The sequence below is a fragment of the Bacillus sp. FJAT-49711 genome (assembly GCF_018343715.1).
GTDB lineage: Bacteria > Bacillota > Bacilli > Bacillales > Bacillaceae_C > Lederbergia.
In genome coordinates this window covers 36,924-50,242 of sequence record NZ_JAGYPL010000002.1, presented here as the reverse complement: position 1 = coordinate 50,242, position 13,319 = coordinate 36,924, and the positions used below count along the sequence as shown (strand labels likewise).

11 protein-coding genes are annotated in these 13,319 nt (G+C 38.8%); 5 read left to right on the top strand and 6 right to left on the bottom strand.

All coding sequences use genetic code 11. The annotated features are described in order from the left end of the window. Positions 1-287 precede the first annotated feature (287 nt). Positions 288-962, top strand: coding sequence for a universal stress protein (locus KHA96_RS07865; RefSeq protein WP_213128776.1), 675 nt, complete (start codon positions 288-290; stop codon positions 960-962). A gap of 21 nt (positions 963-983) precedes the next feature. Here KHA96_RS07865 and KHA96_RS07860 read toward each other — a convergent pair whose 3' ends face one another. Continuing rightward, the gene (locus tag KHA96_RS07860) at positions 984-1,208 is read right to left on the bottom strand and encodes a hypothetical protein (RefSeq protein ID WP_213128775.1); all 225 of its coding nucleotides are present in this window, start codon (positions 1,206-1,208) and stop codon (positions 984-986) included. Positions 1,209-1,338: 130 nt separating this feature from the next. Here KHA96_RS07860 and KHA96_RS07855 point away from each other — a divergent pair, with 130 nt between their 5' ends. The 3 genes from KHA96_RS07855 (at position 1,339) to KHA96_RS07845 (ending at position 4,957) form a co-directional block, all read left to right on the top strand. Further along, positions 1,339-1,713 carry an ArsR/SmtB family transcription factor gene (locus KHA96_RS07855; protein ID WP_213128774.1) on the top strand — a complete coding sequence of 125 codons (375 nt, stop codon included), beginning with the start codon at positions 1,339-1,341 and terminating at the stop codon, positions 1,711-1,713. Between the two features lie 21 nt (positions 1,714-1,734). Further along, positions 1,735-3,858, top strand: a complete 2,124-nt coding sequence (locus KHA96_RS07850) for a heavy metal translocating P-type ATPase (RefSeq protein ID WP_213128773.1) — start codon at positions 1,735-1,737, stop codon at positions 3,856-3,858. Between the two features lie 229 nt (positions 3,859-4,087). Further along, on the top strand, positions 4,088-4,957 hold the full coding sequence (locus tag KHA96_RS07845; RefSeq protein ID WP_213129868.1) for a cation diffusion facilitator family transporter: 870 nt from the start codon (positions 4,088-4,090) through the stop codon (positions 4,955-4,957). A 105-nt stretch (positions 4,958-5,062) separates the two neighbouring features. Here KHA96_RS07845 and helD read toward each other — a convergent pair whose 3' ends face one another. Beyond that, entirely contained in the window at positions 5,063-7,360 is a 2,298-nt protein-coding gene (helD, locus tag KHA96_RS07840; protein WP_213128772.1) for an RNA polymerase recycling motor HelD, read from the bottom strand. Positions 7,361-7,617: 257 nt separating this feature from the next. Between helD and KHA96_RS07835 the strand changes: the two genes are divergently transcribed. Continuing rightward, complete coding sequence (locus tag KHA96_RS07835; RefSeq protein ID WP_213128771.1) at positions 7,618-8,136, top strand: nuclease-related domain-containing protein; 519 nt, start codon at positions 7,618-7,620, stop codon at positions 8,134-8,136. 683 nt (positions 8,137-8,819) lie between these two features. Here the strand turns inward: KHA96_RS07835 and KHA96_RS07830 are convergent. The 4 genes from KHA96_RS07830 to KHA96_RS07815 all read right to left on the bottom strand — a co-directional run bounded on the left by KHA96_RS07830 (position 8,820) and on the right by KHA96_RS07815 (position 13,174). Continuing rightward, positions 8,820-9,152 carry a hypothetical protein gene (locus tag KHA96_RS07830; protein WP_213128770.1) on the bottom strand — a complete coding sequence of 111 codons (333 nt, stop codon included), beginning with the start codon at positions 9,150-9,152 and terminating at the stop codon, positions 8,820-8,822. A gap of 81 nt (positions 9,153-9,233) precedes the next feature. Then, on the bottom strand, positions 9,234-10,598 hold the full coding sequence (gene dnaB, locus KHA96_RS07825) for a replicative DNA helicase (protein WP_213128769.1): 1,365 nt from the start codon (positions 10,596-10,598) through the stop codon (positions 9,234-9,236). 147 nt (positions 10,599-10,745) lie between these two features. Next, on the bottom strand, positions 10,746-11,195 hold the full coding sequence (rplI, locus tag KHA96_RS07820) for a 50S ribosomal protein L9 (protein WP_213128768.1): 450 nt from the start codon (positions 11,193-11,195) through the stop codon (positions 10,746-10,748). Continuing rightward, positions 11,192-13,174, bottom strand: a complete 1,983-nt coding sequence (locus KHA96_RS07815; RefSeq protein ID WP_213128767.1) for a DHH family phosphoesterase — start codon at positions 13,172-13,174, stop codon at positions 11,192-11,194. The genes rplI and KHA96_RS07815 overlap by 4 nt, the downstream gene beginning before the upstream one ends. Between the last annotated feature and the right edge of the window lie 145 nt (positions 13,175-13,319).

The following is a 13,319-nucleotide window of genomic DNA, read 5'->3' as shown; positions in this document are numbered from 1 at the left end:
CTTTTGAGAAAAGGAGGGCTCTAATCAGAAAAGTAACCGACAAGGTGTCGGATTGGGGCTTAGCATTTTATTTTTCCTTATTATTATACAATAAAAGACATCTTGACTACACAATTGAAGTTTCATTGCATAAGATTTTCTTATTAAAAATGGCTACTTTCATAACTTTTTACAAACCTTCTTAACGTCTATTGTATTCTGAAGTATTTTTATATATAATGATTTAGTTTAAAGACTTTGGCACGTTTTATGTATTTGAATGAACCATTTAAGAGGTGAATTTTTTCATGAAGAAAGTGAAGGGTCGTATGGATGAGAGTATTCTCGTTTGTGTGTATTACGGTCCAAACGGTGAGCGCCTAATTAGACGTGGTCATAAAATGGCAAGTATGTTAAATTGTCCATTATATATTCTAACTGTAGATCCCCTTCCGTATGATAAATTTGACGCGGAAAAATCCAGCTATATTGATCAGTGGAAAGAATTGGCTGAACAATTCGATGCTGAAGAGTTCATTATGCAAGACAATGAAAAGCGCCCTGTCGCAAAAGTGATTTCAGGTATTGCTCAGAAATATAATATTACACAAATTGTAATCGGACAAACCGCCCAAAACCGTTGGGAAGAAATTACAAAAGGATCTTTCGTGAACGTTCTTTTAAGGGAAATATCATCCTTTATCGATATTCACATCGTCGCGCTGGACCGGACAATTAAAGGTGGAGAAGATATCACCTATGAAACCGGGGTCCGCGGCTATTTACTAAAGGAAAAAGACGGGTACCGACTTTGCTTCACATGTCAAAAGCAAATTAGCCATGAAGGAATCTTTTATAAAGAAATTGGAACGGACTTCAACAATGGACTATTCAAATTCGTGCATAATGGAAAAACGTATCAAGTCCATGTCACCGAAGATTATGTAGTCGATTCAATTGAAGAGCCGCTAAATATTATGTAGAAAAGGATTGAGCCAAGTGGCTTAATCCTTTTTTTCGTGTGCGGCTCTTTTGCAACTGAATTTGTTAAACGATTTTTTTCCTGGTTTTTCGATACGAGAGCCGTTCATAGGCAGGAATTGCCGCAGAATTTTTGCTTCAATTGGGATGCAAATCTTTCTAGGCTGGAGTTCCGCCACTCCAAGTCCATTCGTGATAGAAAACATCAATAGCAAGATATCCATCTCATCCACTTTAAATCGAAGCATATACCAGTAATAATCTGAAGACTTTTCCCGATTCTATTCCGCTTTTACAATTGACACTTCAAATAAATGAAGCATATAATAAACATATGAATAATTGCTCATATGTTCAATTAATAAAAGAGGTGTTTTTATGCAAAAAGAAATGACGATCCCTGAAACTTGCAGCCAAACAGTCATTCATGAAGACATTGTTCAGCAGGTGCAAGCAACTATCCCAAAGGACAACAGTTTGATCGAAGTGGCAGAGCTGTTTAAAGTGTTGGGAGATGGCACTAGGATTAGAATTCTACACTCTTTATTTCAAACGGAGATGTGTGTTTGTGATATCGCCTATTTACTGAATATGACACAATCTTCTATTTCGCATCAATTACGAGTATTGAAGCAAGCAAAGTTAGTAAAAAATCGAAAACAAGGGAAAGTTGTGTATTATTCACTTGCAGATGATCACGTAATCCAAATTTTCGATCAAGCACTTGAACATGTTAATGAAGATAAAATATAGAGTGTTTTAGGAGAGAGACATATGGAGAGGCAGAAGCGAAAAATAAAACAGGAAATCCTCTTAGAAGGATTAGATTGTGCGAATTGTGCCATGAAAATTGAAAATGGTGTTAAAGGAATGGAAGGCATTACGAATTGCTCTGTTAACTTTGTAAACAAAACTCTTACGCTGGAAGCTGTACAAGATGATGCGGCAGATATTATTTCCGCAGTAAAAAAGAAAGTAAAAACAATTGAACCTGATATAACGCCTTTAGAAAAAGGAAACGATGACCATGACCATCATCATGATCACGGCAACAAAAACATAAAAACAATCGTGACCCGCTTAATTGCAGGAACCCTTTTAGCCGCGATTGGTATGTTTTCGCCTTTATCTGGATTGACGGAACTAGGGATTTTCATCATTGCCTATTTGATTATCGGTGGTGATATTGTTTTACGTGCAGCAAGAAATATCGTACGTGGTCAAGTATTTGATGAAAATTTCCTGATGGCGATCGCAACTATTGGTGCGTTTGCCATTCAGCAATATCCCGAAGGCGTAGCTGTTATGCTGTTTTACCAAGTAGGTGAGCTGTTTCAAACGATTGCCGTTAATCGCTCACGTAAATCGATCAGTGCGCTTATGGATATCCGTCCTGATTCTGCCAACGTAAAAAAGGATGGCCATATCCTTACTGTTTCGCCTGAAGAAGTAAAAATCGGCGATATTATTATTGTAAAACCAGGTGAAAAAGTGCCGTTGGATGGAAAAATTATTGAAGGTAACTCCATGGTTGATACATCTGCTCTTACCGGTGAATCTGTTCCGCGTGAGGTCGAAGCTGGAAATAATGTATTAAGTGGATTCATTAATAAAAATGGCGTCCTTACGATTGAAGTGGCAAAAGAATTTGGCGAATCAACCGTTTCTAAAATTCTTGATTTAGTTCAGAATGCAAGCAGCCGAAAAGCTCCAACGGAAAATTTTATTACTAAATTTGCTCGATACTATACGCCCGTAGTCGTCATTGTTGCAGTTATTTTAGCCGTTATCCCGCCACTGATCCTTAGTGGAGCGACTTTTTCAGACTGGATCTATCGAGCCCTTGTCTTCTTAGTCATCTCGTGTCCTTGTGCCCTCGTCATTTCTATACCACTCGGCTTTTTCGGTGGTATAGGGGCCGCTTCAAAAACAGGTATTCTTGTGAAAGGGAGCAACTATTTAGAAGCATTAAACGATGTAAAATATATTGTTTTTGATAAAACTGGAACGTTAACAAAAGGTGTATTCGACGTTACAAGTATTCATCCTAAAAATATGACGGCAGACGAATTATTGGAATATGCAGCCTTTGCAGAAGTACATTCCAATCACCCGATTGCCCTTTCCATAAAAAAGGCATATGGAAAAGAAATAAAAGAAGATTCCATTCAGGATTATAATGAAATTTCCGGGCACGGAATTCAAGTTACGGCAGCGGGTAAAAAGATCGCCGCCGGAAACGCAAAGCTGATGGAGAAAGAGCAAATTGTTTTTGACCAACCGGATGTAATCGGAACTCTCGTCCATGTAGCGGTCGATGACGAGTATGCTGGATACATCGTCATTTCCGATCAAGTAAAAGAAGACTCCGCACAAGCGATTCGTTTATTGAAAGATCTTGGCATCAGGAAGACCGTTATGCTCACTGGAGATGCGAAAACAGTTGGTGATGCAGTTGGCAAGAAGCTAGGCTTAGACGAAGTGCATGCTGAGCTTTTACCACATCATAAGGTCGATGAAATTGAAAAACTGGATGCTCGGAAAGCGGCAAATGAAAAAATCATTTTTGTCGGTGATGGTATTAACGATACGCCCGTTCTTGCTCGCGCAGATGTCGGTATAGCGATGGGCGGATTAGGATCCGATGCAGCTATTGAAGCGGCCGATATCGTCATCATGACGGACGAACCTTCAAAAATTCCTACCGCTATCAAAATTGCAAAAAGAACACGCCGAATTGTTTGGCAAAACATCCTGTTTGCTTTAGGAGTAAAGGCTGTTTTTCTAATACTCGGAGCCTTTGGAATTGCAACGATGTGGGAAGCCGTGTTTTCGGATGTAGGTGTTACCCTTTTAGCTGTATTGAATGCGATGAGAGTGCTGAAGACCCCAGTTTGAGGGGTCTTTTTTTTATATAAAAGAAAGTATAAAGTTTTATTCGATCCTTAGTTTAAAAGAAGTCTTTCATTGTCTAGCTTCAGGCGCCTTCCGCTTTTCTTTTATTGCTCTCGCGCCACTAATTTTGACTGCCCCCAACATTATAGAGTGACGAAAAAACGTTGCTATAGACCCACTCATAACTCAATTGATATTATGTTCTAACAGCAACATTTGGAGGTACATAATGATGGGACAAGAAAAATATCAAGATTTAAAATTGGGAGAACGTGGAGCAATCCTTAGCATTATTGCTTATATATTTTTATCCGCACTAAAGTTATTTATTGGATCTATGGCAAACTCGGCTGCCTTAAAAGCTGACGGACTTAATAATGCCACCGATATCATTGCTTCAATTGCCGTGCTTGTAGGACTGAAATTATCACAAAAACCACCAGATACAGATCACCCTTACGGCCATTGGAAAGCTGAAACCGTCGCATCCATGGTGGCATCCTTTATAATGATGGCTGTAGGTATTCAAGTTTTATATGAAGCCATTTCATCTGTATTTCATCCAAAACACACCTCACCTGATATGATTTCCGCTTGGACAGGCATTTTTTGTGCCGGTGTGATGTACATGGTCTATCGTTATAACATCATTTTAGCTAGAAAAATTAATAGTCAAGCCGTGATGGCAGCTGCAAAAGATAATCTCTCCGATGCTTGGGTCAGTATTGGGGCTGCGATTGGAATTATCGGTTCACAGTTTCATCTTCCATGGTTAGACCCCGTAACAGCTGTCGTAGTAGGACTGTTAATATGCAAAACAGCATGGGATATTTTTAAGAAGGCTTCCCATTATCTGACGGATGGTTTTGATGAGAAAGTGCTAAATTCTTACAAACAAACTGCCTTAACCGTGAATGGGATAAAAGGTGTTAGTCAAATCCAAGCTAGAAATTATGGAAATAACACGATTGTCGATATCGTTGTATTAGTAAGCTCAACATTGGATATCGGCAATGCCCATGAGATCGCTTCAAATGTAGAGGATATTTTAAAGGAGAAATATGGTGTGTATTATGTACATGTTCATGTGGAGCCAAATTAAAATTAGTGCTCGGACGGATACCCTTTTCCCCTTTGTAGCAATCATCAGCTGATGGCAAATAAGCAGAGCCGAAATCTATACGATTTCGGCTTTGCTTTAGTAAGATCACTCTTTTCTATACGCATCCTCACTCACTTGATCAATCAAATATGTTCGTTTCCCTTTAGAGAAAAGATGCAGCTCATGCATGGCCCTTGTACAAGCTGTATAAAACAACTTTCTCTCATACTCGCGGCCGTATTGCTCATTTGATGCATTATAGATAATGACGGCATCAAATTCGATTCCTTTTGCTAAATAGGCTGGCAAAATGATGATACCTTTTTCGTATGAATTTGCGTTTTTATCCATTAACCGCACAGGCAATTCCTTTTTTAACACTTCATACGCTGCTTCACTTTCCTTCATCGTCTTACATATAATCGCTATCGTTTCATGGCCTTTTTCTTTTAAAAGACGGACGCATTCCTCAACTTTCACATGAAGATCATCGTGACTCTCAACTTCTGTCAGTACTGGTTTTTCCCCTTCCCGATTAAATGGCTCAATCATATCACCACCGGCAATCAGGCCGCTCGTAAAGTCCACTATTTGCTTGGTTGACCTGTAGCTTCGCCTTAATACGATTTTATCCGTTCCTTCGGGTTCCATATTTAATAATGACGGAGCATCCATCGTATGTGCGTAAATCGCTTGGTTCACATCCCCTAAGATTGTCATTTTACAATGAGGGAAAAGCTGTTTTAAAAATTCAAATTGAAATGGTGAGTAATCCTGCGCTTCATCAATGAATAAATGACGAATCAGTGTATTCGATTTTTTTCCTTCCAATTGATCCTGCAAATATAGGTATGGAGTGGCATCCTCATACGATAGGATATTTGCCTGTAATTTCTCAATCGTTTCATCACAAATGTCTTCCATTCCATCAGGCCATGATTTCGCTGAAAAAAGCTTTTGATATAAAGCTTTTGTATTTAAAAATTTGTTTTTCTTTACGGCACTGCGAATTCGTTTGAAGTGTTTATTTACAATCGATTTTGCCAATATCCGCTGCTCTTTATCTGCATCATCAAATGATTCTTCCTTCTCTCCTAGATCATTCTGCATTCTTTGATACACTTCTAAATAGTCGGTTTTATCTAAGAGCTCAGCCTCTTCCAATACCCAATCCTTCGTCCGCTCCTGCTTCTCTTGTTTGGCAATCTCTTTTAATAACCAATCCGACGTAAGCTTCATACGGTTAGGTATTGATATGGATGGATCAAGCGAATAAAAGTACGTGTATATATCTTGAGCGGAAACAATGGTTCGACCGCGGAAAGATATCGTTTTGAAAATAAGCCCTTCCTTTGAAAGATCCTTAACATATTGATCAATTATATTTTTAAAATCTAAGCTCGCTTTAAAGCGAATCGATTTCATCTTCGTTTCATATCCCGGTTCATCCATAGCGGTAAGCGTGTATTCCATTTGATTGAAAGAATCTTCCACCTCAAAACGACTGCCAAGTCTTGTAATTAAATATTGCTGATACGTCGTCTGATCCATATTTTCTTCACCAAGCTCAGGCAGCACGGTCGCAACATAGCTGTTGAATAAAGGATTCGGAGAGAATAGCATAATATTATCGGACGAAAGTGTATTTCTGTATCGATAAAGCAAATAAGCGACACGCTGCAATGCAGCAGAAGTTTTTCCACTGCCAGCAACACCTTGAACGATTAATATCTTACTTTTTTCATTTCGAATAATATGGTTTTGCTCACGCTGAATCGTCGCAACGATACTCTTCATTTGCGTATTCGCATTGCCGCCCAGTACTTCCTGAAGCAGGCTGTCGCCAATTGTGACTCCAGTATCGAACATTCCTTTTAACTGACCATACTTAATAATGTATTGTCGTTTTAATTCCATTGTCCCTTCGATAATGCCCGAAGGAGTTTTATATGTTGCCGGGCCCGGAGAATAATCATAATACAAGCTTGAAATTGGGGCACGCCAATCATACACGATAAATTCCTCATCATGTACGTCCATTAAAGAGGTAATTCCAATATAAATGCGTTCCGCAGATTTCTCGCCATCTTCAAGGAAATCGATGCTGCCAAAAAAAGGAGAGTCTTTTAATTTATCGAGTTGTTTAAGCAACCGATAAGATTGCCCATGGGTTCTTTCTCGTTCAGCAAGCAGCTCAGCCTGTTGTTTAATACTTGTAAAAGTTTCGATCACATCATCAGGCTCATCTAGATTAACCGTAACATCTTCCCAGAATGTTTTCCGTAATTCGATGATCCCGCCTTTTAGTCCGCCCATATTTTGATTAAGGTGAGCGACCTTCTGATCAATTACATCTTGAATGAATTCCACTCTTTGCTGTTCTTTTTCCCACTCCTTATTCATCCGCAACCCACACTCCTTTTAAAATTGCATATAAAAATAAAAAATGCTTGACAACGTTGATTATTATTGATAAAATTTATATTGGGTACTTATGCACCCTATCTATAAGTCAGTACACAAACAAAATTAAGCATAACACGATGCTGTGAAAATATCAATGCCTGAACGGGATATCTGTTCAGGTTTTTTATTTGCAGTTGTAAACAAAGGAAACATTCTGTAAAATTAATTTACATTATTTTAAAAGGATGTGAAAAATGCAAAACAATTCACGATTTGAAAAAGATAATTTACTAATACTTAGAGTTCTAAAAAAACGAAAGAATATAGCGTACAAGGAAAAAGCTTCCCTTTCAAGGCTAGAGAAAGGATTTATAGGAGAGAGAATGTTTGATGATTGGGTGGACAAGCTTACAAAAAAATGGACTGTGCTTAAGGATTTGCAAATAAAAAGCAATAATAGTATATTCCAAATAGATTCGATGATCATTACCCAGGAATCCATCCTATTGTTTGAAGTAAAAAATTATGAAGGTGATTATTACATTGAAGATGAAAAATGGTATAGAGTCAACGGATCTGAAATTCAAAATCCGTTACTCCAATTGAAACGAAGTGAATCTTTACTACGAATATTACTCCAAAATCTTGGATATACCGTTCCTATTCAAGCATTTCTAGTCTTCATCAACCCCACTTTCCACTTATATCACGCTACACGAAACCCACATATTATTTTTCCAACCCAACTTGATCGTTTTTTTACAACAAACTAAATAATACGCCTTCTGGAATTAATGTGAGAAGCAAAAAGCTCGCTCAAAAGCTTGTTTCCCTTAATATCGATAAATCCCCATATACTAGAAAACTCAATTATAGCTATAACGAACTCCAAAAAGGGATCACATGTGCTTCCTGCCACTCTTTTAGACTTGAAGACAAAACAAACACGTTAGAATGTTTAGATTGTATGTATACAGAAGATGTAACATCTGCCATTTTACGTAGCATAGAGGAATATATACTACTTTTTCCCGATAGAAAGATTACAACAAAGTATATTTATGAATGGTGCAATGGAATAAAATCTAAAAAAACGATACAGAGGATATTATCTAGGCATTTTAAGTTAATAGGACACACAGATGCCGCTTATTACGTTAAAAAAAGTGACAACGCTAAAGGCAAGCATACCTGAAAGAATACAAAAACTAGGAATCCTTTTTACCTTTAATTTGTGGATAGATTCCTTACCTTTTCTCGTACTTGGCTGACATAACTTAGGACAGTTTCCTTGCCTTTTACTTTATCCTGTCCTTAGTTTGGGAAACTTAAGACAGATTCTCTGCTTTTTACCTTATCCAGTCCTCAGTTCGAGAAACTTGGGACTGGTTCCCTGCATTTTACCTTTTCCTGTCTTCAGTTTGAGAAACTTAAGACAGATTCTCTGCTTTTTACCTTATCCAGTCCTCAGTTCGAGAAACTTGGGACTGGTTCCCTGTATTTTACCTTTTCCTGTCTTCAGTTCAAGAAACTTAGGACTGCTTCCTCCCTTTTTACCTTTTCCTGTCTTCAGTTCGAGAAACTTGGGATTAGTCCCCTGCTTTTTACCTTTTCCTGTCTTCAGTTCGAGAAACTTGGGACTGGTTCCCTGTATTTTACCTTTTCCTGTCTTCAGTTCAAGAAACTTAGGACAGCTTCCTCCCTTTTTACCTTTTCCTGTCTTCAGTTTGAGAAACTTGGGACGGTTTCCTCGCTTTTTACCTTTTATCGTCCTTAGCTTAAGCTTCACGGAGAATCCTCCCAAAATTTCTTATTTACTTCACCTCAGAATTAAAAAAGCACCCCCTACTGAGGAGGTGCTCACATTATTCTACGCTCCCGAAGGAACGGCTGCGTCGTCAAATCTGCGCTCGAGGTTGACGAATTTGTTATATTCTTTTACAAAGGCCAGTGATACTGTGCCAACTGGGCCATTACGTTGCTTTGCAATAATGATTTCGATGATATTTTTGTTTTCCGATTCATGATCATAGTAGTCATCACGATATAAAAAGGCAACAATATCTGCATCCTGCTCAATACTTCCTGATTCCCTTATATCAGACATCATTGGACGCTTATCTTGACGCTGTTCCACGCCACGGGAAAGCTGAGATAGTGCAATAACGGGAACTTGCAGTTCACGTGCCAATGCCTTTAAGGAACGAGAAATTTCTGATACTTCCTGTTGACGGTTTTCACTTGAACGACCGCTCCCTTGAATGAGCTGCAAATAGTCGATCAAAATCATTCCAAGTCCGTGTTCTTGCTTCAATCGGCGACATTTTGAACGAATCTCGCTTATCCGAACTCCAGGAGTATCGTCGATGTATATGCCTGAATTAGATAAACTCCCCATTGCCATCGTCAGCTTACGCCAATCCTCATCTGTTAAGGAACCTGTCCGCAAGTTTTGTGCATTAATATTTCCTTCAGCACAAAGCATCCTCATGACGAGCTGTTCTGCACCCATCTCAAGACTAAAAATAGCGACATTCTCTTCCGTTTTCGTACCGACATTTTGAGCAATATTAAGGGCAAAAGCGGTTTTACCTACAGATGGACGGGCAGCTACAATGATTAAATCATTGCGCTGAAATCCAGCAGTCATTCGATCAAGCTCAGCAAATCCAGTAGGAATCCCGGTAACGTCCCCTTTACGATTATGAAGAAGTTCAATATTGTCATACGTTTGAACGAGTACATCTTTTATATCTTGAAAGGCACTTGAATTTTTCCGCGAAGCAACTTCCATAATATGCTTCTCCGCTTCATCCAAGACTGCCTCTACTTCATCTTCTCTGGAATATCCATCTGTTACGATATTCGTAGCTGTTCGAATTAATCGTCTCAACAACGACTTTTCTTCTACAATCCGAGCATAATAGCCAATATTAGCAGCAGTTGGCACAGAAACAGCAATCTCACTTAAATATGAAATCCCGCCTACATCCTCCAACATTTTAGATGCAGCCAGCTCTTCGGATACGGTAACTAAGTCAATGGCTTTTCCCGTATCACTTAACTTCAGCATAACATCAAAAATCTTCTGATGTGAACTGCGATAAAAATCTTCAGGTAAAAGAATTTCTGATGCAAGCACCAAAGAAGACGGCTCCAAAAATATGGCTCCGATTACAGCTTGCTCAGCCTCTATATTTTGCGGTGGCGTTCGATCCGAAAAATCAGCATTCATAGTACTCACCTTCCACAATCCAATCACGATTTTACTGTGTAATCATTATCATTATATGATATAAAAAATGTGACCGGTCGATAACCGCATCACATTTATTTTCTAAATCTATTCTATCATGAAACATCATTATAAAGTATGGTAATTTTAGTTTTCTTCTTTTACATGAACGTCAATCGTTGCAACGACCTCATGATGAAGTTTTACGGGAACCTTTGTCACTCCCAACGTGCGAATCGCATCGTCTAAACCAATTTTTCGTTTATCAATTTTAATTTTATGTGTTTTATTAAGTTCATCCGCAATTTGTTTGCTTGTAATCGATCCGAATAGACGGCCGCCTTCACCCGATTTTGCCTTCAATTCAACCGTTAAATTTTCAAGAGTTTCTTTGAGTTTCTGCGCTTCTGCTAATTCAACGCTCGCTTGTTGTTCTTCTTTTTTCTTTTTATTATCTAAGTTTTTCATATTCCCTGATGTTGCTTCTACCGCTAGTCCTTGTTTAAGAAGAAAGTTATGTGCGTATCCATCCGCTACATTTTTAACCTCCCCTTTTTTCCCTTTACCTTTAACGTCTTTCAAAAAAATAACCTTCATGATTCTTGGCTCCCTTCCAAATAATCATCTATCACTTGTTTTAATTTTAACTCAGCTTCCACAATATTTTCGCCAGATAGCTGTACTGCTGCATTGGATAAGTGGCCGCCGCCGCCAAGTGCTTCCATTATGATTTGCACATTGATTTCTCCTAAAGAGCGAGCACTGATTCCAACTACGTCTCCTGCTCGTTTGGAAATGACAAAAGAGGCGGAAACCCCGTCCATTGTCAGCAACGTATCCGCTGCTTGGGCAGTAACTACAGGATCATACACTTCATCTTCTGATCCACTCGCGATGGCAATTCCTTCTACGTAAAATTCAACAGTCTCTATTAATTTTGCACGTTTTAAATACGTATCAACTGTTTCTTTTAAAAACTTTTGAACTAATATTGTATCTGCGCCTTGTGCCCTTAAGTACGAAGCAGCATCAAACGTACGAGAGCCCGTCCGGAGTGTAAAGCTTTTTGTGTCTACAATAATACCAGATAATAAGGCTGTTGCCTCGATGGTGTTTATAATATTTACTTTTTCACCTTTTGGTTGGTACTCGAGAAGTTCCGTTACTAATTCAGCTGTCGATGAAGCATATGGCTCCATATAAACTAAAAGTGGTTTTTTTATAAAATCTTCACTGCGGCGATGGTGATCAATCACGACAATTCGTTCCGTTTTAGTCAGCAGTCTTTCTTCAATCACAAGTGCCGGCTTATGTGTGTCGACAACGACCAGAAGTGTACGCTCTGTTGCGAGTTCCATCGCCTCATCAGGTGTAATAAAACGAGAATGGAGATCAGGATATGCCTTTGTTTCTTCAATCAGACGCCTTACTCCTGTATCAATTTCAGATGCATCAATGACAATATACCCCTCCCGATTATTCAGCTCTGCTGCCTTTCGAATTCCTATCGAGGCACCAATAGCATCCATATCAGGGTATCTATGCCCCATCACGATAACTTTATCGCTCTCAACTATCAACTCTCTCAATGCATGAGAAATGACCCTAGCTCGAACTCTCGTACGCTTTTCCATCGGGTTCGTTTTTCCGCCGAAAAACTTTAACTTTCCATTTGGCAGTTTAATTGCGACCTGATCGCCACCTCGCCCAAGTGCAAGATCAAGACTGGATTGGGCTTGGACACCTAAATCAGGCAGTGGCAGATCCCCAATTCCAACACCGATGCTTAAAGTAAGAGGCACATTTTGCTTTGCTGTCTCTTCCCTCACTACGTCTAAAATTGAAAATTTATCATTTTCCAGATCATGATATATTTTTTCATTCAATAGTATAACAAATCGGTCTGACGATGTTCTTTTTAGAAAAATACCATGTTCAAGGGCCCAATTATTTAAAAGTGATGTTACTGTACTATTGAGTCCACTTTTTGTTTGGTCATCCATACCTTGAGTGGCATCATCGTAATTATCTAGAAAAATAATAGCAATGACATTTCTTTCAGATTCATATCTTTTAAAAGTCGCAACCTGGTCAGTCACATCGAAGAAGTATAGTAACTTCTCTTCCAACCTAAGATCGACTCGAAACTTCCTGTCTTGAATCGTAACGATCTCACTTTCAATGTCTTGCTTTATTAATGGAATGATTTGTTCCCCTACTTCATAAAGAGATTTTCCAACAAGGGTATTCTCTTGAAAGCAAGAGGCCATGAATGGGTTTGACCATTCAATTGTAAAATCATCATTAATGAGCATTACACCTATCGGCATCTCCATCAAAACTTCCTCGCCGACTTTTTTCACTCGATAGGAAAGGGTCGAAATATACTCCTCTGTATCCTTTATAATTTCTTTTTCTCCATGGACAGCTGCATAAAATAATGCACAGAGCAGTAAAAAACCAATCAGCGCTACCCATAAATGTTGAAATGCTATAAAAATTAGTAAGATCGCTGTAATGGCGACAATACCATATAATGGATATCGTGATTTTCCACCCTTAAAATATGAAGGCATTCTTTCAGCTCCTTTACAAGAAAAGCGTATGCGCCTTGCACAGCCCCGATAAGCAATGTTCTAGGGCAAAAATGTCGTTCTTTGCCTTTATTGCCTTAGGTTGGTTAACCTCGAGGGGCTAGGCGCCGTAGCTAGACAATGAAAG